At 36.7% G+C, this 25,734-nt stretch carries 13 protein-coding genes and 1 pseudogene; all 14 read left to right on the top strand.

What is annotated here, in order from left to right; genetic code table 11:
• The first annotated feature begins 923 nt into the window (after positions 1 to 923).
• The 14 genes and pseudogenes from ACTWP4_RS16720 (at position 924) to ACTWP4_RS16655 (ending at position 25,251) form a co-directional block, all read left to right on the top strand.
• A complete protein-coding gene (locus ACTWP4_RS16720) occupies positions 924 to 2,285 on the top strand; it encodes an ABC transporter substrate-binding protein (protein WP_443129927.1) in 1,362 nt (453 codons plus the stop codon).
• A 200-nt stretch (positions 2,286 to 2,485) separates the two neighbouring features.
• Complete coding sequence (locus ACTWP4_RS16715; RefSeq protein WP_443129926.1) at positions 2,486 to 3,358, top strand: carbohydrate ABC transporter permease; 873 nt, start codon at positions 2,486 to 2,488, stop codon at positions 3,356 to 3,358.
• A 1-nt stretch (position 3,359) separates the two neighbouring features.
• Complete coding sequence (locus ACTWP4_RS16710; protein ID WP_443129925.1) at positions 3,360 to 4,190, top strand: carbohydrate ABC transporter permease; 831 nt, start codon at positions 3,360 to 3,362, stop codon at positions 4,188 to 4,190.
• Positions 4,191 to 4,201: 11 nt separating this feature from the next.
• The gene (locus ACTWP4_RS16705; RefSeq protein WP_443129924.1) at positions 4,202 to 5,131 is read left to right on the top strand and encodes a glycoside hydrolase family 113; all 930 of its coding nucleotides are present in this window, start codon (positions 4,202 to 4,204) and stop codon (positions 5,129 to 5,131) included.
• A gap of 70 nt (positions 5,132 to 5,201) precedes the next feature.
• Positions 5,202 to 7,643: a beta-mannosidase gene (locus ACTWP4_RS16700; protein ID WP_443129923.1), complete on the top strand. Its 2,442-nt coding sequence runs from the start codon at positions 5,202 to 5,204 to the stop codon at positions 7,641 to 7,643.
• Between the two features lie 11 nt (positions 7,644 to 7,654).
• The gene (locus tag ACTWP4_RS16695) at positions 7,655 to 8,629 is read left to right on the top strand and encodes a glycoside hydrolase family 113 (RefSeq protein ID WP_443129922.1); all 975 of its coding nucleotides are present in this window, start codon (positions 7,655 to 7,657) and stop codon (positions 8,627 to 8,629) included.
• An 18-nt stretch (positions 8,630 to 8,647) separates the two neighbouring features.
• Positions 8,648 to 9,253: an SGNH/GDSL hydrolase family protein gene (locus tag ACTWP4_RS16690; protein ID WP_443129921.1), complete on the top strand. Its 606-nt coding sequence runs from the start codon at positions 8,648 to 8,650 to the stop codon at positions 9,251 to 9,253.
• A 263-nt stretch (positions 9,254 to 9,516) separates the two neighbouring features.
• Positions 9,517 to 10,508: pseudogene (locus tag ACTWP4_RS16685) on the top strand (aldo/keto reductase).
• Between the two features lie 21 nt (positions 10,509 to 10,529).
• The gene (locus ACTWP4_RS16680; protein ID WP_443129920.1) at positions 10,530 to 11,486 is read left to right on the top strand and encodes an acetylxylan esterase; all 957 of its coding nucleotides are present in this window, start codon (positions 10,530 to 10,532) and stop codon (positions 11,484 to 11,486) included.
• Between the two features lie 19 nt (positions 11,487 to 11,505).
• Positions 11,506 to 12,849: a GH1 family beta-glucosidase gene (locus ACTWP4_RS16675; protein ID WP_443129919.1), complete on the top strand. Its 1,344-nt coding sequence runs from the start codon at positions 11,506 to 11,508 to the stop codon at positions 12,847 to 12,849.
• An 811-nt stretch (positions 12,850 to 13,660) separates the two neighbouring features.
• Positions 13,661 to 18,529: an immunoglobulin-like domain-containing protein gene (locus ACTWP4_RS16670; RefSeq protein ID WP_443129918.1), complete on the top strand. Its 4,869-nt coding sequence runs from the start codon at positions 13,661 to 13,663 to the stop codon at positions 18,527 to 18,529.
• Positions 18,530 to 18,881: 352 nt separating this feature from the next.
• Positions 18,882 to 22,010, top strand: coding sequence for a family 43 glycosylhydrolase (locus ACTWP4_RS16665; protein ID WP_443129917.1), 3,129 nt, complete (start codon positions 18,882 to 18,884; stop codon positions 22,008 to 22,010).
• A gap of 262 nt (positions 22,011 to 22,272) precedes the next feature.
• Entirely contained in the window at positions 22,273 to 23,313 is a 1,041-nt protein-coding gene (locus ACTWP4_RS16660; RefSeq protein WP_443129916.1) for a LacI family DNA-binding transcriptional regulator, read from the top strand.
• A 216-nt stretch (positions 23,314 to 23,529) separates the two neighbouring features.
• On the top strand, positions 23,530 to 25,251 hold the full coding sequence (locus tag ACTWP4_RS16655; protein ID WP_443129915.1) for a glycoside hydrolase family 35 protein: 1,722 nt from the start codon (positions 23,530 to 23,532) through the stop codon (positions 25,249 to 25,251).
• The last annotated feature ends 483 nt before the right edge of the window (positions 25,252 to 25,734 follow it).

The raw sequence follows: 25,734 nt of genomic DNA, 5'->3' as shown, positions 1-25,734 counted from the left end.
AATCTCTAGTCTACAGCACTATAGAAAGGTGCATGCCTAAATAAGTTGGAACCGCCGTATACGGATCCGTACGTACGGTGGTGTGAGAGGTCGGATAATCAATTAATGATTATCCTCCTACTCGATAAAGGGAAAGTTTGAAATGGTGCACAAAAAACATAAACTGCGGAATAACTCATATGTGATTTGCTTTCTCCCGTTCTGATTAGAGATGAGTGCTACCATTCGCTCCGGCAGAATACTGCGCTTTCCATGGGCACGGCCTCAGCCTCCTCGGAAAGCAAAGAACGCTTTCCTGCGGGGTCTTCAGACTCGTGCTGTTCCCATAGGAGTCTTCGTATTCTGCCTCCGCTAATTTTAATGTCCTGATTTTTGAAAATATAGAACTCATGGAACTATACTTTTTGAAATACCTGTCTTTTAACAGAACACTATTCTAAGCTGTGGAAAAATGCGACACTCCTGTGGGAACAGCGCGAGCTGAAGATCCACTTGGTAAAGTGCTTGTCTTTACCAAGTTAGCTGAAGCCGTGCCCACGGAAAGGGAGTATTTTTCCACAGCGTCGACTTAGCACTCATCATTAATCAGAATGGGAGGAAGTCTCTCTTTTTTATTTTTGCGAGTGTTCGCAGGATCGGGTGGTTGTGTGTGATCATTTTTTTGAACCGATAACATCTTGCTTGTGATTTTTGATAACTTTAACGCTAAATTAATAATGTTTGTCTGTGTTTATATGAATGTTAAAATCTATCAAAGGTTTATATGAGTGTATAAGTTATTAAAAGTTTAGCATAAAGTATAAATATTACTTATAAAAAATCAAAAAAAGTATTGACCGGCAAGCGTTTTCAAGTTATTATTAAGTTGTTGTTAACTTAACGTTAACTTAACGAAAAAGAAATTAGGGAAGGGGTCAAAAAACATGAGTAAAAAATTATTAGTGTTTTTTGCAAGTATGTTAATAGTTATAGGTATCATTGCAGGATGCTCATCAGATAGTAAAGATACTAGCAATGATAGTGGTGAAGACACAAGCTCTGATGCACCACTATATGAAACTTGGAAAGAGAAAGATCCCAAGGAAATTAAAGGTGATCTTACTGTCATTACACACAGAACGGATATTGTAGACACAGTCTATCAAGATTATAAAAAGGAATTTAATGAAAAGTATCCGAATGTAAATGTTGAGTTTGAAGCACTAACTGATTACGGCGGAGAAATCATGCCACGTATGAACACAGAAGACTATGGTGATGTACAGTACTTACCAGTAGAAGTACCTATCGCAGATATTCCAAAGTTCTTTGAACCGATGGGTAAATTAGATGAAATGAAAGAACGTTACTTAGGTGTAGAAGAACGTGCAGTTGACAACACTGTGTACGGTATTCCGATTGCCGTAACGTACACAGGTATTATTTATAACAAAGCAGTATTTGAAGAAGCTGGAGTGAAAGAAATTCCAGAAACTCAGGAAGAATTTATTAAAGCAATGCAAAAAATTAAAGACAATACAGATGCTATTCCACTTTATACTAACTATGCAGATGGTTGGCCGTTAACACAATGGGAAGGTGCGGTAACGACAACAGCTGGAAGTGTTGATTATTACAATGTGGACATGCTTGAAGATCCAACTCCATTTGATGAAGGGGATCCGCATTACGAACACTATAAATTAATGTATGACCTTGCAGAAAAAGGTTTGATTGAAGAAGATCCATTAACAACAGACTGGGAATCTTCTAAAGTAAGAATGAATAAAGGGGAAATTGCTACAATGGTATTAGGTTCCTGGGCACTTGAACAAATTCAAGGTGCTGGTGAAAATGGAGACGATATCGCAATTATGCCTTATCCTACAGACGCAGAAAAAACGATCTTCTCATTAGGTGCTGATTTGAATATTTCTATCAATAAGCACAGCGAAAATAAAGAAGCAGCTTTTGCTTGGGTAGATTGGTTTATTCATGAATCAGGATACTCTGTAGAGCAAGCTGGTGGAATTAGTGCATCTAAAGATGTTCCACTACCAGAAGCTTTAGCAGCTGGTGAAGAGAAGGGCTGGGAATTCTCGATGCTAACACCTGCTCCAGAAGGGAAAAAAGGCTTGTTAGATGAAATTGATAAAGAATCGGAAGTTGGGCTTTGGTTAGAGCCACGAAAACAAATTCTAATCGAAGCAGCAATCGGTAACCGTGATGAATCATTTGACGATTTAATGAATAAATGGAATGAAGATTGGTCTGCTGCTTACGAAAAAATAGTAAACGAAAAGTAAAATGTGTGTACACTATTCACCCAATAGTGGTGAATAGTGTTCCTTTTACACAATGAATCTATTTTTACTGTCTTAAAGAAAATAGTATCTACTCCTTACAAATAATAGATTAATAGAGAGAAAAGTGAAAATTAAATGAAATGTTGGAAGTAGATCGCTTCCAGTTTCATTTAGTTTTTACCAGGAGGTGCGACAATTAGATGTTTTCCAAATTATCATATAGAACACAACGAATCATTATTATTGTATCCTTTTTAATTGTGCCACTTACATTACTTGCTACATTTTCCTTTTTACCTGTTGCAAATATGTTCTGGTATAGTTTTACAGACTGGAATGGTTACAGTGAAAAAGAATTTATAGGGTTGGAAAATTATATCACTGTATTTACCGATCCACAGTATTTCCGAGTATTCGGTGTCAGTTTGTACTATTTCTTTGCAACATTCGTACAAATGGGAGTTGCCTTATACTTTGCAACCATTTTAAGTTTTAAGGTTCGATTAAAAAACTTTTTTAAAGGTGTTATTTTCTTCCCGTATTTACTTAATGGGGTAGCAATTGGTTTTATGTTCTTGTTTTTCTTCCGACCAGATGGTGCATTAGACACAGTACTACAAATGATCGGCCTTGGTGATTTTACAATGCATTGGCTCGGTAATCCAGATATTATCAATATTTCATTAGCTGGTACATCGATTTGGCGATACATGGGCTTTAACTTCATTATTTTCTTAGGTGCGATTTCTTCCATCTCTGGGGAAATTTATGAAGCGGCCGAAATTGATGGTGCGAACCGTTGGCAACAATTCCGGTATATTATTATGCCTAGTATCCGTATCATTATTTCTTTAAACCTTGTATTAGCAATTAGCGGTGCATTAAGCGCATTTGAAATTCCGTATATTATGACTGGTGGAGCAAATGGAAGTGCAACATTTGTTATTCAAACAGTAGACACAGCATTTAAATACGGAAAAATTGGTCTAGCATCAGCGATGGCAGTTATTCTTTTATTTATCGTTGTAATTGTAACTGTCCTACAAAAACGATTCTTTTCGGAGGAGGATTAAGATGAAAACAAAATATGCTGCGGGAAGCATTTTAAAGTATGGTTCATTAATTTTAGGAGTAATTGCTGCACTATTACCCATTTTAGTTGTATTTTTTGCCTCTTTTAAAACAGGTACTGAATATACAACAACAGGTCCACTAACTCCTCCGAGTGATTGGACGAATTTTGAAAACTATAAACGTGCCTTTGTGGAAGGGAATATGTTAAACGGCTTTAAAAATACCGTAATTATACTCGTGATCTCCATCATTGGTACAACTCTTATCGGTTCTATGGTTGCCTTTGTTTTGAATCGTTTCAAGTTTAAAGGAAGTAAATTAATTTTGGGTGCATTCTTACTTGCAACGTTAATACCTGGGGTAACCACACAAGTAGCAACATTCCAAATCGTAAATGCCCTTGGTTTATTTAATACGATGTGGGCGGCGATTGTGCTTTACTTAGGTACGGATATTATCGCTATCTATATTTTTCTGCAATTTATGAATTCGATCTCGGTTTCATTGGACGAATCAGCCATGTTGGATGGTGCATCGTATTTTACGATTTATACGAAAATTATTTTACCATTATTAAAACCAGCAATTGTTACGGTGATCATTGTAAGAGGTATTTTCGTTTATAACGATTTCTATACACCGTTCTTATATATGCCGAAAACGGAATTGCATGTTATCTCAACAGCATTGTTTAAATTCCAAGGACCATATGGGTCTGAATGGGAAGTTATCTGTGCTGGGATCATGCTTGCCATAATTCCAACATTTATTGCATTTATTTCCTTGCAAAAACATATATATAATGGCTTAACATCAGGATCAGTAAAATAACGGAGGTAATTATGGAGTATATTAAGGGGTTCACGTTTGGTTGGGGAGCTAAACGTGGAGATTTTACCAAACCAGAAGCAAAAGAATCTCTACAATTAATGAAAGAAAGAACAGCAAGTAATTATGTTATTTTTGCTTTAGCTGCAACACAAGAAACAGCATTTTCTACCGATGTTATCTATCAAGGTGAACATATGGTAACAGATGAAGAATTAAAAGATATGATTGATTATGCACGAAGCTTAGGTTTAAAGGTAATGATTAAACCTACTGTTAACCCTGCTGATGGGATTTGGCGGGCACATATCAATTTCTTTGATATCGATGTACCATGTGAACCGAAATGGAGAGAGTGGTTTAAAAGTTATACAGATTATCAGTTACACTATGCCAAAATAGCAGAAGAAAAAGAGGTAGAAATGTTTATTGTTGGCTGTGAAATGGTACAAACAGAGCGTCGAGAAAAAGAATGGCGCAGCTTAGTGAGAGATGTTCGTGAAGTATACACAGGTTTAATCACATATAACACAGATAAATACCAGGAAGCAAATGTAGCATGGTGGGATGAAGTAGATGTTATCTCATCGAGTGGCTATTATCCGTTAGGAGACTGGGATAACCAATTAGATAGAATTGAAAAAGTCATTAAGCGTTTTAATAAAGATTTTTTCTTTGCGGAGGCTGGTTGTCCAAGTAGAACGGGCTCTGCACAGATTCCAAATGACTGGGGACTGGAAGGTGACATTAACCAAGAGGAACAAAAAGCCTTTTATCAAGATATGTTTGAAAAAACAGCAAAACGTGATTGGGTAAGAGGCTTTGGACTTTGGGACTGGAAAGCAATCCTCTATTCAGAATCTAAAGCAGATCAAGACTCTGATTATGCTGTGTACGGTAAAACCGCAGAAAAAGTGATAAAGGATTTCTATCAATCAATGTAAAAAAACGAAGTCGTGCTATCAGATAGTACGGCTTCTCGTATATAAGACTCTAAATTAGGTGGGGTGCATGATGCTAAAAGTTAATTTTAATGACAATTGGACAATAAAAGATTTACAGACTGAAAAAGAATTTGATGTCAGATTGCCTGCATCTGTAATGAATGCTTTATTAGATGCGAATGAAATCGAAGACCCTTTTTATCGTGATAATGAAGACCAGGCATTAGAAGTTGCAAAGAAAGATTATCTATTCTACAAAACCTTTGAAGTAGATGAGACATTACTTGCACATGATGAAATCACAATTACTTTTCATGGTATCGATACCATTGCTGAAATTTCATTAAATGGTCAAAGAGTAGCAGCAACAGAAAATATGCACCACATTTATGAATGGAACGTAAAACCATTTTTAGTCGAGGGTGAAAATGTAATCAAGGTAATGTTATTCTCACCATTAAAATATATTGAGGAAAAACAAGCAATGGATCGTTTAGCTGGTGTCCATCATGCAGTCGATGGTTATCAACATGTCCGCAAAGCACACAGTATGTATGGCTGGGATTGGGGTCCGAAAATCCCTGACTTAGGTTTGTGGCGAGATGTAGAAATGAAAGCATGGAATGATAATCGTTTAGAGGATATACATATCCACCAAATTCATGAGAATAATCACGTTCAGGTTACGGTGGATGTAACAGTAGCAAATGAAAACAACAAATGCGAAACAACCGTTCTGTTGAAAGATCCCGCAGGCAAATTAGTAAGTCAGGAAGCTGGAACAGAGCAGTTTTCATTTAAGATCGATAACCCGCAACTATGGTGGCCATCAGGATACGGTGAGCAGTCACTTTATACAGTGGAAGTTTCGATGGAGAAAGACGGGAAACAAATCGACAAACTGACTAAAAGAATCGGACTAAGAACTATTGAAGTAAAGCATGAGGCAGATGAGTGGGGAAAATCATTCGAATTTATCATAAATGGTTATCCGATCTTTATGAAAGGTGCCAACTATATTCCCGAAGATAACTTGTTGCCAAGAACATCGGAGGAGCGAACAGAGCGCCTCATTCAAGATTCTGTCGCAGCCAATTTTAACATGATTCGTGTCTGGGGTGGTGGGCATTACCCGGAAGATTACTTTTATGATTTGTGTGATCAATACGGTATTGTTGTTTGGCAAGATTTTATGTATGCGTGTAGTGTCTATCGTTTAACAGATCAGTTTGAACAAAATGTACGTCAAGAAGCAATCGATCAAATTAAACGGATTCGCCATCATGCTAGTCTCGGTATCTGGTGTGGTAATAATGAAGTCGAGGAAGCGATGGAGCATTGGGGCTGGCCAAAGAAGGCGGATTGGCGCCGGGATTATATCAAATTGTTCGAAATTATCTTACCAGAAATTGTTGCCAAATATGATCCGCAAACCTTTTATTGGTCCTCATCACCATCATCAGGTGGCGGCTTTGATGCACCTCGTGATCCGAATATAGGTGATGTACATTATTGGGAAGTATGGCATGGTCAAAAACCATTTACCGCTTATCGTAACTATTATTTCCGTTTTTGTTCTGAATTTGGTTTTCAGTCATTCCCATCGATGAAAACCATTGAAAGTTTTACAGAACCGGAAGATCGCAATATTTTTTCTCGGGTAATGGAGAAACATCAAAAAAATGATGATGCAAATGGTATGATACTATACTATCTCTCTGAGAACTTCCTTTACCCGAAAAACTTTGATGCACTACTTTATACTTCACAGCTGTTACAAGCAGAAGCGATTAAATACGGTGTTGAGCATTGGAGACGGAATTTAGGCAGGTGTATGGGATCACTTTACTGGCAATTAAATGATTGCTGGCCAGTAGCATCGTGGTCAAGTCTAGATTATTACGGCCGTTGGAAGGCGCTACACTATTACGCCAAAAAATTCTATGACCCTATCCTATTATCGATTGAAGAGGGAGAAAAAGATGCTTCCATTTATGTTACGAATGATCATTTAGAAACGATTACTGGTCAAATTGAATGGAAATTGCGAGATAATCAGTCCAATATCATTCGAGAAGGTGGCCTAGATATCGATGTAGAAGCTTTATCAGCAAAAGCTTGTCAGTATTTAAATTTAACAGATGTAATTAACGATGAAACGAAGTACCAAACGTATTTAGAAGCAATTCTATATATCGATGGGCAATTATATAGCAGTACAACGGTTATTTTTGCAAAAACAAAACATTTTGAATTTTTGAATCCGCAACTGGATGTTAAGGTCGAAGAAAGTGACGAACAATTTATGATAAGCGTAAGTGCGATATCCTACACAAAATACGTGGAAATACAATTAAAGCAAGATGTTGTATTATCAGATAACTTCTTTGATTTATCAGCGAATGAGCCAAAAATCGTGACAATAGATAAAAAAAGTCTAACACAGTCTCTTACAAAGGAAGACATAGAAAAAACACTTAACGTAAGAAGTGTTTATCATATTACACATTGAGGATGAGTAACATGCAGGAAATTTTCGTAAAAGGTATGACTTATGGCTGGAATACGACAAGAGGAGCTTACCGTACAGAAGCAGCAGTTGATTCATTAAATAAATTAAAAGAAACAGGCAGTGAATGGATCGCATTGTCATTTTTCGCCTTGCAAGATACGTATCATTCAACAGCTATTCATTTTGATTATGGGCATACGATGACAGATAATGACATTATATTTGCGGTAAAACATGCGAAATCATTAGGTTTAAAAGTTTGTTTGAAACCCGTGGTGAATTGTCGTGACGGTATATGGCGAGCACGTATTGGTTTTCCTGAGGAAGCTGAGAATGACTGGAAGCAATGGTTCGGCTCTTATACCAATTTCTTATTACATTATGCTGAATTAGCACAAGAGCTTGAATGTGAAATGTTCTGTATCGGCTGTGAAATGATTAATACAGAATTCCAAGTGGACAGATGGCGACTTGTGATTGAACAAGTTCGTCGTCTCTACCAAGGTCCTATCATTTATAATGCGAATCATGGTAAAGAAGAAGGTGTGGAATGGTTTGATGCCGTTGATTTTATCGGTACAAGTGCTTACTATCCGGTAGCCGAAAAACCAGGTGATTCAGTAGAAAACATGGTAAAAAAGTGGGAACAGATAAGTGTTAAGTTAGAGAAGCTTTCCAAAAAGTATAACAAGCAGATCATTTTTATGGAAATTGGTTGTCGCAGTGCGTTAGGTTGTGCGACAATGCCTTGGGATTTTGAAAATACGCATTTACCTTTTAGTGAGGATGAACAAGCAAATTTTTATCAATCTGTATTTCAAGTATTTTGGGATAAACCATGGTTTGCTGGATTCTTTTGGTGGGATTGGAAGACGGAATTATATCCTGAAGAAGAGGCCAAAAATGATCTCGATTTTGATATCTATGGTAAAAAGGCTGAGCAAATTGTAAAAAAGTGGTATGATAAAAAGAAAACACTCGTTTGAAAAAGAAGGAGTATTACGATGGATATAGGCAAGCGAATTGTTTTTATCGGTGACAGTATAACAGAATGGGGAAGATATGAGGATCAAGAAGGAATAGGAACAGGATACGTACGACTTGTTCATGATTATTTACGCGTAACGATACCTGAGAAGAATTTTGAAATTTTAAATCGGGGTATTGGTGGCGATCGAATTATTAATTTAAAAGAACGTTGGCAACAAGATGTGATCGACCTGGAACCTGACGTTGTCTCGATCTCGATTGGTATAAATGATGTTTGGCGACAATTAGATCATCCGGAAATGGAACAAGTCACACCGGAAGTATTTGAAGCAACCTATCGTCATCTTTTAGAGCAAGTAAAGTCATGTCAATTGATTTTAATGGAACCAACCGTTATTGAAGAGGATTTGAATTCAGAAGGGAACAAATTGCTTAAAAATTATGTGAAAATTGTCCAACAACTAGCAAGAGAATACGACGCAGTATTAGTACCAACGCATAAAGCCTGTGTCTATTATTTAGAAAACAACAATGGATATGCCTTAACAACAGACGGCGTTCATATGAACAGTGCAGGAAACACGCTGATGGCAAAAGCATGGATGGAAGCTGTAAAATAACGAGAATTTACGAAGAGTATAAGTAGTTCAGCTTTGAAGTTCAATACAATTTATTGTACTTCAAGATGGACTACTTTTACATATCTAACCAAAATATAATTTTACTTCACGTATTCAAATTATCGTTTTAATAAAAAAACGATTGCAATTTTTAGATAATTATATAATAATTAACTTAATAGACTTTCCTAAATCATTTAAGTTAACGATAACTTTTGCGTGTGGTATAATGAAACCGGTATCCTAATGAAAGGAGGGTGATTATGCCATACATAGCAAATCAAGAAAGATATCAAAAAAATGACTTATAATCGTTGTGGTAACAGTGGGTTGATACTTCCAGCCATATCATTAGGCTTATATCGTAACTTCGGTGAAGATACACCGTATAAACAGGCTAAAGAAATTCTGTTTACTGCTTTTGATAATGGTATTACACATTTTGATTTAGCAAACAATTATGGTGAGCCTAATGGAAGTGCTGAATCTTTATTCGGCCAAATTTTATGAAAAGAGTTTTCATCTTATCGTGACGAGATGATTATATCTACTAAAGCTGGTTATGATATGTGGCATGGACCTTATGGTGATGGTGGCTCCGAAAATATATGCTAGCGAGCCTGGACCAGAGTTTAAATAGATTAGGATTAGAATATGTAGACATTTACTACTCTCATCGTTATGACCCTGACACACCATTAGAGGAAACAGTTTCGGCTCTAGACACAGCTGTTAAACAAGGTAAAGCATTGTATGTGGGTGTTTCCAAATATCCACCTGAAATCATGGAGGAGATCATTGCTTTATTCAAGCAGTACAGAACACCTTTTGTTGTACATCAAGCCCAATATTCAATGTTCTTAAGAGAACCGGAGGAGCATTTATTTCCTTTATTAGAAAAGGAAGGACTTGGAGCTATTGTTTATCAGCCATTATTTCAAGGACTGATAAGTGTGAAATACCAAGATGGAATCCCTGAAGGTTCCCGAATTGCTCAAAACGCGGACTCGATCTCAAGTGATCAGATTACTCCTGAACGAATTGCTAAAGTACAACAATTAAAACTAATCGCAGATAAAAGGGACCAATCGGTTCCTCAATTGGCCAATGCTTGGGTGTTAAAGAGGAAACCGGTTTCCTTTGCGTGTTGATTGGTGTTCGAAATGTAGAGCAACTCCTTGAAAATATGAAAACAGTAGAAAATCTCTCATTTACAGATAAAGAAGTAAAAGAGATTGAGAGAATTTTAGAATAGGTAAAAAAGGGGGGGACAACTATGCACATAGATATGCCACTCGAAGAGTTAGAGAACTATCATGGTACCAATCCGAAGCCCGAGGATTTTAATGATTATTGGAAGCGTGCTTTAGATGAATTAGAACAGTATTCATTAGAATATGATGTAGAGAAAGCCGATATCACACCGCATTTTGCAGATTGCTATCATTTATATTTTACAGGGGTTGGTGGAGCACGTGTTCATGCTAAATTGGTGAAGCCTAAAAATCCAACAGGCCAAGCAATCGCTATTTTTCACGGTTACTCAGTGGATAGTGGCGATTGGCTAGATAAACTTGCCTTTGCAGCTCAAGGAATCACTGTCCTTGCATTAGATTGTCGAGGACAGGGAGGCTTATCAGAAGACACGCTTAAAACAAAAGGTACCACATTAAGAGGCCATATTATTAGAGGTTTAGAAGATAACGACCCAGATCTTTTGTATTATCGGTATGTGTTTCTTGATACCGTACAAACCGTTAGAATCTTAAAGTCCTTAGAAGGTGTAGACGCAAACCGTATCGGTGTCTATGGTCAATCACAGGGCGGGGCATTAGCTACTGCTTGTGCAGCACTAGAGCCGACTGTCAAACATGTATATGCAGTCTATCCGTTTCTATCTGATTATGAAAGAGCATGGAATATGGATATCCAAAACGGTGCTTACGAAGAAATCGCTTATTTTTTCCGATGCTTTGATCCGACACATCAGAGGCATCAAGAAATCTTTACGAAATTAGGCTATATTGATATTCAACATTTGGCAGAACGAATTCACGCATCTGTAAATTGGATTACAGCAATGAGAGATCACATTTGTCCACCATCTACACAGTTCGCAACTTATAACAAGATTCGTTCTGAAAAACAGATAACGCTATACCATGAGTATGGACATGAGCATTTGCCAGCTCACGCAGATAAAGCATTTCAACAATTTTTAACGAAATTATAGATATTTGGAGGGGTTAACAATGGCAATAATACAGTTTCCGAAAGATATGAAATGGGGAACAGCAACAGCATCTTATCAAATCGAAGGTGCTGCCAATGAAGGTGGTCGAGGTGTTTCAATTTGGGATACATTTTCAAAAACACCTGGAAATGTCGTAAATGGGGATAATGGTGATGTTGCTTGTGACAGTTATCACCGTTATGAAGAAGACGTAGAGTTAATGAAAGACCTTGGCATTGATGTGTATCGATTTTCGGTAGCATGGCCGAGAATTTTTCCTAATGGTACAGGTGAAGTCAACCAAGAAGGGTTAGACTATTATCACCGTTTAGTTGATAAATTATTAGAAAATGGAATTGAACCGATGTGCACCTTGTATCACTGGGACCTGCCACAAGCATTACAGGATAAAGGTGGTTGGAATAACAGAGAAACTATTGATGCATTTGTAGAATATGCGGAATTAATGTTTAAAGAGTTTTCTGGGAAAATCAAAAAATGGCTAACATTAAATGAACCATGGTGTATCTCCTTTTTATCCAACTTCATCGGGGTTCATGCACCAGGTAATCAAGATCTGCAATTAGCAACGCAAATTTCTCACCACTTACTGGTAGCCCACGGAAAAACCGTACAAAAATTCCGTGAGCTTGGAAATGATGGCGAAATTGGCTTTGCGCCGAATACGACATGGCTGGAGCCTTATAGTAATCGTCAAGAAGATATTGATGCATGTAATCGTGAAATCGCTTGGTATATTGAATGGTTTATGGATCCAGTTTTTAAAGGAACTTATCCAGAATTTATGGTCAATTGGTTTAAGAAAAAAGGTGTCGAATTAGACATAGAGGATGGCGATATGGAAACGATCAATCAACCGGTTGATTTTCTCGGTATTAACTATTACACCGGACATGTTGCGCGTTATAAAGAAAATGAAGGATTATTAGATTGGGAAATGGTCGAAATGAATTATGACCGGACAGATATCGGCTGGCCGATCTTCCCTGAAGGTTTTTATCAAGTATTGATGCGTATTAAAGATAGCTATGGTGATATTCCGATTTATATTACCGAAAATGGTTCTTGTTATAACGATGAACCAGAAAACGGAAGTGTAGAAGATTCTGGACGTATTAATTATCTTGAGCAACATTTAACAGCGTTAAGTCGTGCAATCGCATCAGGCGTTAATATTAAAGGATACATTACATGGTCATTAATGGATAACTTCGAGTGGGCGGAAGGTTATACAATGCGTTTCGGGATCGTACACGTCAACTACCGTACATTAGAACGCACCAAGAAAGATAGCTTCTACTGGTATAAGCAGACTATTGCAAATAATTGGTTTGAGAATTAAGATGAGAAAGGACTGCCTTAGGGTAGTCCTTTTTTGAAAGCATAAAATACATAAATTGCGAAATAACGTGGACTCCAAAGAAAATCTACGCTGAGCGCGGACATCCGTTCCGCTATTTGTGACATAACCGTATATAGGGTGGTCGCGGATATCTATTCCGCTATTCATCGAAAATAGTGCTAATGGAAGCCGAAATGAACCAAATAAGGGATTCAATGTCCGCTAACATGAAAAAACAAGTGATTTTTATTCAAATAAGATACTAAATGTCCGCTCAATAAATGTTAGCACCTAGATAAATTTTCATTACTTCGCAGTTTGCCTCTATCGCGAATAAAGAGGGAAATTGAAAAGAATATTGTCTGGATAAAGTAAAAGAGCTGCTCGCGACGTATAAAGAAGTTAGTTATGATCATATTTGTAACTTATTATTAGGTAGAGAACTAGAAATGTTAGTGGGACCAATGGTTGTGAGATAGGGAAAAACAGTCAAATTTTTCGGTTTGGCTGTTTTTATATTGTGAACAAAAAATATAGACAGGGCACTTTATAACTATATCGAATCACAACCAGGCCTATTTCCCTAGATTTATATAATAAGTAAAAATAATAGTAAAAAAAGTAAATATATTGACAAAAAGTATAAGGTTAGTGTGAAATAATGTAAGCGCATCCATTATAGAAGGAGGGATATTGAGAGTGATATGTTTATTACATTGGCAGCATGATACATAGCATAATTAAAGGAAAAGCGTACGGTGTATGTAAGTCAATATTATCTATACTAACTTTGGAGGGAATGAGGGAATGTATGATTGTTAAGAATATTATCAAACGATCAATTGGATTAATAGCTATTACATTGATATTGCTAGGATTAGGAATGCTAATTGAAATGAATGTTTCCAAAGCCGAGGGAAATTCAAAAACGATTACGATCGATGGTAATGATATCGATGAATATCGTCGCTTTAAAGGATTTGGTACAGTATCTGGTAATAATACATCTCGGTTATTACTCGATTACAAAGAAGAGCATCCAAAAAAATACTGGGAAATTATGAATCAATTATTCAATAAAGAGACTGGAGCGGGATTATCGCATGTTAAAGTTGAATTAGGTGGAGATATTAATTCATCGTCTGGAACTGAACCAGCGACAATGCGTTATGAGGATGAACCTGCCAATGTATTAAGAGGAGCAGGGTTCCAGTTTGCAGCAGACGCGAAGTCTATTAATGAAGATATCACAACAGAAATTCTCAGATGGGGAGAACCTCGCTGGACATGGGAAGGTGCTGCTGACAAAGAATATGAGAATCGTTACCAATGGTATAAACAAACAATCGATGCTGTTTATGAAGAGTACGGATTTCGATTAGATTATATTGGGATATCTCAAAATGAGAGAGCGCAAAATGGAAATGGTAGAAATGAAGTGGAATGGTTAGAGTACTTTACTTCTAAAATAAAAGAAGAACCGAATTATGAAACAGACTATAAAGATATAAAACTAGTTGCGGCTGATGGGTATCGAGATACAGCGACGATTAGTCGAACTTTACTAGACAATCCACATTTAATGGACGAAATCGATGTGATTAGTACCCATTATGGTCTTACTGGTTCTAATGAACTTTCGGAGTTGCAAGACAAGTTAATTGCTGAAGGTAAACAACCTAAAGAGGTGTGGGTATCAGAAGGTATTTCCCCAATGATTAATGCCAGATACCGTGAGAACATGGAACCACATTATAATGGACTCGGGGGACGTGCTGGGATTATAGATGTTACTTCACGGATTATTTCTGTGTATTCCTGGGAAGGAGCAGGAAATCTGCCATTAAATGCAGTATCATTTGATTTTCAGCCATCTGTTGCTGCATTCTATCAAGGTGCACAATACAATCCGAAACATTTAATTAGTGCGTTTGATCCGTGGTCAGGTTTCTATGAAGTGGATGGTGGTCTTCAAGGTGTCAGACATGTAATGAATTTTGTTGGGTATGATGATCACACGACATCTGAAAATGAACGTTGGCAATATATAAAAAATGCAACCTATAGCGATGGTAACTTCTTTGATGGTGGTGTTGATGTTGATACCAGTACACATAATTATATGACATTGAAAGATCCGGAAACCGACGATTATACTACTATTTTTGCCAACAATACGAAAGAGACAAGAAAATATACGATTAATGCTCAAAATTTAAGTGGAAAGGAAAATGCAGAGGTCTTTGTTTGGGAGACTCGTGGACCTGATGAAGGACAAGATTATGATGAAAATTGGTTACAGCAGATAGATACTATTCAACCGGAAGACGGGACGTATGAGGTTGAGGTAAAACCTTATTCCATTGTAACCATTTCTACTTTAGATAAAAAGGCTGAAATAGAAGATTTTGAATATGAATCCGATCCAGTTGACTTATCAAAAGATACGATTATGCCTTTACCATATACAGACGATTTTGAGTATAATGAATATGGTGTTGACGAAAAAGGAAGAGATTATGTAGAACGTCGAGGCGGAACACCACGTTATACTACCGATCAAATCGGTGCGTTTGAAGTGGTGAAAGAAGCAACAAAACCTGCAAAAAGCGGAAGTTATGAAAGAATAAAACGTGACATCCCGGATGCAAAAAAACACGGCAATATGCTACAACAAAAAATCACCCCAGATATAATTGGTGCAGATTGGGCTGTATGGGGCGGTACAGACGGATCGGAAGCTAATGTTAACCCGAATACCAATATAGGTGATTTCCGTTGGGTGAATTATAAAGTGTCGTATGACTTTTTGTTGGACTCACATACTAAAAAAGCTGAAGGTAGAGAAAACTACGCACTAATCGGTGTTCGTCAAGTGAAAGCGGAATGGTCTGATTCTCAAGCACCCTATAATGCTAAGATTTATTTAGATGGGAAGTATGAGATTCTTAAGCTTGGAAAAGTAGTAGAAGAAGGAACAATAGAAGCGTTTGATAATACCGTTTGGCACAACTTAGCATTTGAAGCAAAAGGGAATGTCTTTACCCTTTATCTAGATGGTGAAGAAATTACTTCTTACACAGATGAAGATTCTACCGTAATGGCGGGAAGGGTGACATTAGGTTCAGGTTATTACGAAACGCTTGTTGATAATTTACGTATTGAACCAATTAATGGCTATTCATACGAGTCATTAAAGCTGGATAATGCGCAAGGTAAAATTTATGGAACAGAAGAAGAAGCATTAGCCAATGATGATCAATGGAATCCAATTGGATATGTCGGAGATTGGGAATTTATCCAGGCAGGTTACGCACACTTTAACCGTACACAAATGAGGGCATCAAGTGATTATCCAGTCTGGAACGGCATAACAGTGGAACATACAGATACAACTAATGAGCAAGGAACATTACACAAGGTTTATTACTCGGGAGATTGGAGTTCCAACAGTCGCAATGCATGGGGAAATGACGGTGATTCTTTTGAAATTACCTTTAAAGGAAATGCTATCAGATTGTTTGGTGAAACAAATTCATCAAATGGAACAGCAGATATTTATTTAGATGGAGAGCTTGTCGGTGAAGCTAATTATTTGAATAATAGTTCCGTTGTAAAAAAGGTTTGGGAAGCAACAGGCCTAGAAGAAGCAGAACACACACTCAAAGTTGTTGCAAAAGAAGCTTATACTAGTTTTGTTCGCGCAGAAATAGAGACGGATGATCCTGTTGATTTTGAAGCTGTTACAACATTAGCTCCAAATGACTTTACTGCAATAGCTGATGATTCAGAAATAGGAAATGAAGAAAATACGGTGTATGCTTACCGTGAGAATGGCAACACATGGGGAGCTAATAGCACAAATGCTTGGGCGAACTTTAATGATAATCCTTATATCTTCATTAATTTCACTGGTACGGGAATTGATTATCTTGCAGGTGTAGAAAATGAAACAACTTACCATGTGGAATTAGATGGAGAAAGCGTCGGTAATTTTGATGTGGACGCTGATGGTATAAGATATTCTGTCAGAGGATTAGAAGAAAAACAACATACGCTAAAAGTTTCATTAGGTGACAATGAAGTAAAAGAACAATATATGGATTATCGTGGTGTAAATATTTACAGCACACCGAAAGAAAATGAAGATACGATTCTCTTTGATTTTAAGGGAAGTGGCTTCAATTTATTTGGTGCAACTCCAGATGCGTTAATCGATGTGTATATTGATGAGCAGTTGGTTGAGGAGGACTACCGGGTATATGCAAAAGGAGATAGACAAACTTCCTATAACATTCGAGGTCTGAAAAAGCAGAAGCATACAGCAAAAATAGTAGTGAAAGCTGGTAGCTATGTGTTGGATGGTATTGATGTTATAACAGGTGCTAGTCCAGCTGAAAAAAATAAAGATAAGGACAAAAGTAAAAAAGACAAGAACAAAGACAAAGATTTAGTGAAAGAAGCGGTAGACCTGTTACAAGTTTATAATATTGATGATGTCCGTGGTAATTTGACATTACCAACAGAAGGGGAGAATAACACTACTATCTCTTGGACATCAGAAGATCCATCAATCATTACAACAACAGGTGAAGTAACACGTCCTGAACATGGAGAAGGTGACGTAGAAGTAACATTAACAGCGACTATTGAGCTCAATGGTAAAAAAGAAACTAAACAATTTGTTGCAAAAGTAAAAGAAATGCCAGAGTCAATGGATTATAAAGGTTATCTGTTTAGTTATTTTACAGGTGAAGGATCTGAAAATGGTGAGCAAATTTATTTCGCCTTGAGTGAAGGAAATGACCCACTTCACTGGCAGCAACTTAATGATGGTGAGCCTGTCATTACATCAGAATTAGGTGAACAAGGTTTAAGAGATCCCTTTATAATCCGTTCTCCAGAAGGCGATAAATTTTACATGATAGCGACCGACTTAAAAATACATGGTAATTGGGATTGGAGTAGAGCGCAAACAGATGGAAGCAGATCAATTATGGTTTGGGAGTCAACCGATCTAGTGAATTGGTCAAAACAACGATTAGTTGAAATAGCTCCTGAAGAAGCAGGCAACACGTGGGCTCCAGAGATTTTTTATGATGAAACGATCGGTAAATATGTTGTTTTCTGGGCATCCAAACTGTATGAAAGTGAAGAAGACAGAAATTCAGGAGATAGCTATCAACGTATGATGTATACGACAACAAGAGACTTCCATACTTTTAGTGAACCAGAAGTTTACTTGGATTATGGTTATTCAATAATTGATACAACAATGGTAGAGCATAATGATAAGATTTATCGATTTACAAAGGATGAGCGCGGATACAATGAAGAAACTACTCCAAACGGTAAATTTATCTTCCAAGAGGTAGGAGATTCTGTACTTGATCCTGATTTTGAAATGATTACTGAGGGAATCGGCAAAGGAACAATTAGCCAGGGGGAAGGACCAGCAATCTTTAAGTCCAATACGGAAGAAAAATGGTACTTATTTATTGACGAGTTTGGTGGTCAAGGCTATGTACCTTTTGAAACAACAGATTTAGATTCTGGGGAATGGACATTAGCCGAAGATTACGATTTACCTAGTCACCCCCGTCACGGTACCGTTTTACCAATTACACAGCAAGAATATGATGCATTACTTGAAAATGTACCTAGTGAATTAGAGGAATAGTTCTTATGTTGTGGAAGAGGTTACTGTCGATCAACATGAAGTAGCGTTAAAGGTTTAACATTTTGAATCTCCTGATGCTAAGAATCAGGAAGTATAGTTTAGCAGTAAAGCTCCTAAGGATTTTCCTTAGGAGCTTTCTTAAGAATTATATTTAAATGAAAGAAATACAAAAAAATCGCAATAAATTAAAAAAATATTATATTCCATTTTACTATCTTGCTACCCATAATGATAAATATAACAGCTGTAAAGGAGGGATTTTTCATTAGTGAGTGTAAGCGTTTGCCTCGAGAGTGGTGTTAAAGCGTTACCTTTAGAAACAATCCTAATATATAAACAATAGGAGGTAAAAATGATTAGAAAAAGAAGTTTAGTTGTAATGGTGAGTTTCCTTATGCTGTATAGCTTTATTGTGTCAGAAGTAGAAGTTAGTGGTAAAGAAGAGCTAACAGATAAGGAAATAGTAGAAAGAGTAAAAGCCAGTCTCGACATACCAAATGCAGATAATATTAGAGGAAATATTACCCTACCGACAAGTAGTGATGAAGGCGCGTCAATCACTTGGGAATCAGACAATCCAGAAGTTATCAATGTGAATGAAATAGTAAATAAAAATTATAATAATACTCCACCAGGTATAGTAACAAGACAGAAAAAAGATACTTCAGTTATGTTGATTGCAACGATTCAATACGGTGAAGTAACAGATAAGAAGAAAGTCCAAGTCACTGTCAAAGCAAAACCAAAGAATAAAAAATATAAAGCTTATCTTATGACACACTTTACTGGTGAACATGATATAGGGGAACAAATATATTTTGCTAGTAGTGAAGATGGATTGAACTGGGAAGATTTAAACGATGGTTCACCTGTTCTCACCTCAGAAATAGGGGAAAAAGGTGTTAGAGACCCATATATTATTCGTTCTCCAGAGGGCGATAAATTTTATTTAATTGCCACCGATTTACGAATAGCAAATGGAAAAGGATGGGGTGAGGCGCAAACAAATGGTAGTAAATCTCTTATTATATGGGAATCAACAGATTTAGTTAATTGGTCAGAGGAGCGTATGGTAGAAGTTGCACCATCTAATGCCGGTAATGCATGGGCACCTGAAGCTGTTTATGATGAAAAAACAGGAGAGTATGTTGTATTTTGGGCTTCTACTACAGAAGATGAAAATGGTAATTTTAGTCCTCCAGACATTTACTATGCAAAAACGAGGGATTTTTATACATTTACAGAGCCTGAAATTTACATTAATCGTCCTGGTGATCAGCATATTATTGATACGACGATTATAAAAGATGAGGATACCTTTTATCGTTATTCCGCAGATGGTCAAATTACGATTGAAAAAAGTAATAAAGTATTAGGAGAATGGTCAGAAGTTGGAAACCTTGAACCATTGGGTTTAACAAATGATGATGTAGAAGGTCCGTTAATTTTTAAATTTAATGACCGTGAAGAGTGGAACTTGATGGTTGACCAATATGCAACAGGTCAAGGATATCTTCCGTTGTTAACAAATGACTTATCCAGTGGTGAGTTCAAGCAAATAGAGTCAGATGGGTATTCTTTAGGTTCCAGCCGAAAACGTCATGGTTCAGTATTACCAATCACAAAAGAAGAATACCGAGCAATTAAAGATAAATGGACAAATGAAGTAGAAAAACCAAAAGAAAAAGAACAGGAAGCCCCGATTTTAGAATATACTTTTGAGGAAACAACAATAGAAAAAATAATTCAAGATCAGTCCGGAAATGATTATCATGGAGCACTACATGGAAATGCAACTTATCAAGAAGATGAGGTCAAAGAATCTCAAGTATTATATTTGGATGGTACAGATGATACGTTTGCAGCATTTCCAACCGGATTCTTTGAAGGGAGAGATACTGTTACGATTTCGATGGATATAAAAGCGGAAACTGTATCTGGCAACTTCTTCACATTTACGATAGGAAAAGACAATCAACGATACATGTTTTTTAGAACGAGGGAAAATGAACTGCGAAATGCAATTACAGTAGACAGTTGGTCTAATGAACAAGAGGTTAAAGCAAGTACAGCTTCTATTGAGAATACATGGATGACCATTGACTTAGTGATTACACCGACAAGTATGAAAATGTATAAAGATGGAGTTTTGTTAGCAGAAAACAATGACGTATCCATTTCTATGTCAGATTTAGGTACTGATCTTTTAGCGTATATAGGAAAGTCATTTTATTCTGGAGATCAGTACTTTAAAGGGGCTTTTGACAATGTCCAAGTATATAATCGCGCATTATCGGAGGAAGAAATTCAAGATAAGTCCTTGTTATCCACTGGTATAGCATCATTTGAATTACCAGGTCAGTTTGGTTTAACGAAGATTGATTCTGTTAATCAATCGATACAAGTGTCATTTAAAGACAAAGATGTTGATTTAACAAACTTAACTCCCAGTATATCTTTACACACAGATGCAGAAATAACTCCATCTGCTAATGAACCGCAAAATTTTACAGAAGTTGTAACATATACGGTTAAAGATAAAGATGGAAATACAAGTGAGTGGACGGTTGAGGTAGAAGTATACCCAACTGCAACATTGCCAGGACTTTATGCAGATCCACAAATCTTTGTCCATGACGATACATTCTATTTATATCCAACAACAGATGGATTTGAAGGTTGGTCAGGAACGCAATTTAAAGCCTTCTCATCCAAAGATTTAATTAATTGGGAAGATCATGGTGTCATAATTGATCTTGCAACAGACGATGTAGAGTGGGCTACAGGGAATGCATGGGCACCAGGTTTTGCTGAAAGGGACGGAACTTTCTATCATTATTTCTCGGCAAATCAACAAATTGGTGTCGCGAAATCATCTTCTCCTACAGAAGGATTTGAAGATGCCTTGGGTGAGCCGCTTGTTGCTAGAGATGAGTATTCCGGCCAAGCTATAGATCCATATGTTTTTATAGATGATGATGGACAGTCTTACTTCTACTGGGGAAATGGATCACTATGGGGAGCAAAACTAAATGACGATATGGTTTCATTTGCTGAAGAACCACGAGAGATGACACCTTCAAACTTTAGAGAAGGGGTTGCTGTATTCAAACGTAATGGAACTTACTACCTCATGTGGTCAGAAAATGATACGAGAGAAGAAGATTACCAGGTGGCATATGCGACAGGTGATTCGCCCATGGGGCCATGGACGAAACATGATGTTATTCTAAGCAAGGATTTATCCCAAGGAATTAAAGCAACAGGACATCACTCGGTTTTAAACATACCAGATACGGATGATTATTATATCGTTTATCACCGATTTGCCATTCCAAATGGAAATGGATATAACCGTGAAGTAATCATAGATAAAATGGAATTCAATGACGATGGTACAATTAAAGAAGTACAACCAACATTAGAAGGAATTACGGAACCAGTCTATTTAGACACTACCAATTCCAATCTCATCAGATGACGAAGGTAAAATATAATCAAAAATAATATATTAATGACTAAAAAAGCTAGCTGAACAACCGTTTGGCTAGCTTTTTTTAAAATGGTTGTATATTTCGGTTTTGTGAGTGCCCACGAGGGAGAAATGTTCTGTACCTGTAAGTATGATAAGTTACTCTGTGATTCCATTATCAACTATGCTCTGCTCTTTTCTTACTAAAAGAAACATTGTATGATAAAATCGGTTTCATAGGCAACGTTACTTTAAGATAAGGTGAGATAAAATGAAAAAAAATGTTACCATTTATGATATCGCAAATGAGGCTGGTGTTTCGCCATCAACTGTGTCTAGAGTACTTACTGGCAAGGAGCTAGTAAAACCAGATACAAAGAAAAAAGTATTATCAGTGATTGAAAAATATAACTTCCGTCCTAACAGCTTAGCGAGAAGTTTACTGTATAAGCAATCGAAAATGATTGGAATTGTGTTACCCGATATTAATCATCCGTTCTTTTCAACTTTAGTTTTAAAAATGGAGGCGCATGCCTTATCATTAGGATATACATCATTTTTGTGTAATTCCATGGACGATTATCAGGTTGAATCTAAATATTTGCAGAACTTAGTTGATAAACAAGTAGATGGGATTATTTTTTTAGGTGGCCGTATTAATCAGGTCGAAACTAATAAAGAATTAGCAGAAGAAATGAATAGGGTAAGGGAACGTGTACCGGTCGTGTTTGTCAATGGAGAAATGGAGGGCGTGGATGCTCATATAGTGCAAACTGATGAACATGATGGAATATCAAAAGTGATCGATTTACTTAAAAACTTCAATCATCAAAAAATCGCATTTCTTGGTGGGGAAAAGGGGATTACCTCAAGAGAAATGAAATTACATGCATATACAGAGGCGATGAAAGATAAGCAATTACCGATTCATCCCAATTGGATCATGGATGAAGGTTTTGATATAGCATCAGGAGAAGAGCTGGCGAACCGACTTCTTTATCAAAGTGAGCGCCCGACAGCAATTGTTTGCGTCAATGATTTCGTAGCGATCGGAGTGATTAAAACGTTACACAAATTTGGTGTAAGAGTACCTGAAGATATCTCTGTCGTAGGTTTTGATGATATTTATTTAGCGAAGGATTATCCTCCGGGTATAACATCTGTCAGTCAAAATTATGATTTGTTAGGTCGCATAGCTGTAGAAGTACTTGTAAAATTAATTAACGGTGAAGAAGCTGAAAAACGATCTACAGTTCCTACAAAAGTCATGTTAAGAAATTCATGCCAGCTATTAAAAAAAGGAGGAAGTTGACAAAACGGAAAACATAACTTAGTATTGGATTTGTAAAGGTTTCCAATATTCTGAAACCCATTTCATAATAACAATTATAAATAGATATTGCATGAGGGGTATTTTAGGATGTTAGTAGTCAGTAAGACTCCTGATGATCATAGTATCACATCATCATTACTGAAACCCATTTCATATACAACTTAATATATAAATAATTAAATAGGGGGATATATAATGTTAACAACAAAAGATGGACAGTTTTTTTTGGATAATAAAGCCTTTCAAATATTATCAGGTGGCATTCATTATTTTCGAGTAGTGCCTGAATATTGGGAAGATCGATTACAAAAATTAAAAGCTTTAGGATTAAACACCGTGGAAACGTACATCCCATGGAATTTGCATGAACCGAAAAAAGGAACCTTTGATTTTTCTGGCTTGGCTGACATTGAAAAATTTATAGAAACAGCACATCAATTGAATTTATACGTAATCTTGCGCCCTGCGCCATATATTTGCGCGGAATGGGAAATGGGAGGTTTACCTTCGTGGTTACTAAAGGAAAAAGATATCGTGTTAAGAAGCAGTCATCCTGGTTATTTACAACATGTCGAAGAATATTATAATGTGTTACTGCCAAAATTTAAAAAGTATTTGTATCAAAATGGTGGCCCTGTAATTGCGATGCAAATAGAAAACGAATATGGTGCATATGGAAATGATCTGAACTATTTAGAGTTTATTAAAAAGCAATATGAAAACCATGGTCTGGATACATTTTTATTTACGTCTGATGGACCAGAATTCATTGAACAGGGGTCCTTACCGGATGTCACTACCACACTTAATTTTGGTTCAAAGGTGGAAAGTGCCTTTGCTAAATTGGAAAGCTATAAACCGAATTCACCAAAAATGGTAGCAGAATTCTGGATAGGATGGTTTGATTATTGGTCTGGGAAACACCATACAAGAGATGCACAGGACGCAGCAGATGTCTTTCGAGAATTAATGGAAAGAAATAGTTCTGTTAACTTTTATATGTTTCAAGGAGGAACCAATTTTGGCTTTATGAATGGTGCCAACCATTATGATATTTATTACCCTACCATCACCAGCTATGATTACGATAGTTTGTTGACTGAAAATGGAGAAATAACGGAAAAGTATACTAAGGTAAAAGAATTCCTATCTGATTACATCGAAACTCCAGATGATTATGTAAGTAAGATAGTAACTAAGAATTATGGGGAAGTTAAATTACAAGAATCAGTAAGCTTATTTGATACACTTTCTTCGATTGGTCGTAAAGTGGAACATGTTGCACCTTTGAAAATGGAAGAAATCGATCAATCATATGGTTATATTCTATATAAAACAACGATCAATAGAAAAGGTGAATTAACGTTTAATGCGGATGCTATTCAAGATCGGGCATTTATCTATATCAATGGTGTTTATGTAGATACTGTGTATAAAAATGATAAGCAAATGGAAAAAACACTTCATTTTCCGCATGAAGAAAACGTATTGGAAATATTCGTAGAAAACATGGGAAGGGCTAATTATGGTGAACATTTAAGTGATCCAAAAGGTCTCGTCAAGAATTTATGGCTAGGTAATCAATATTGGTTTAATTGGGAAATGTATGCGATTGAATTAGATTCATTACCTAATGATTACACAGGAAACGATACTAGATATCCGCAATTCTTTCGTGGGAATGTAACAGTAGAAGAGCAAGCAGATACATTTGTTGATCTGGAAGGGTTCACGAAAGGAAATGTTTTTGTTAATGGGTTTAATCTGGGCAGATATTGGAATGCTGTTGGACCGCAACGAATATTGTATTTACCAGGACCATTATTGAACAAAGGTGATAACGAAATAATAATTTTGGAGCTGGAACATACTGCATCCAATTCAATTCAGTTAACGAGTGAACCTAAGTTATCTTAAGAACTCTACTCAAAAGCTGATGACGAATAGAGCTAGCTAAACTATCTGTTTAGCTAGCTCTATTACTGTTCGAGTACAATTTATTAAAAGGTCCCACAGTCTTATGTTGTTAAACAGGCGCTCTACACTTTGCTTATAAGTGTTTATGATGAAAGTTATCTTGTGCAAGCCACCAGCTGCGGCTGACCGTTTCGCTTTCCAAGGGGCATGCTCTTCAGCTAACTTTTGCAGGAGGAGTTCGCTCCTGCAAAAGTGGATCTTCAGATCATGCTATTCCCTTAGGAGTCGAAACGGTCGGCCTCCGCTGTATAGTTTGCTCTGCAATGGTAATGACCGTTATCTTTTTGAACAGACTAAAAGGATAGTACTATATATAGCAAGAATAAGCGTCGAACTGCTACCACTTGTATTCAATGTATGCATTTTATGTAGCGCAGGCGTCCACTTCGACTCCAAGGGGATCAGCGCGATCTGAAGATCCAC

Source organism: Gracilibacillus sp. D59, assembly GCF_052246695.1.
Lineage (GTDB): Bacteria > Bacillota > Bacilli > Bacillales > Amphibacillaceae > Gracilibacillus.
This window is presented reverse-complemented; position numbering and strand designations above follow the sequence as displayed.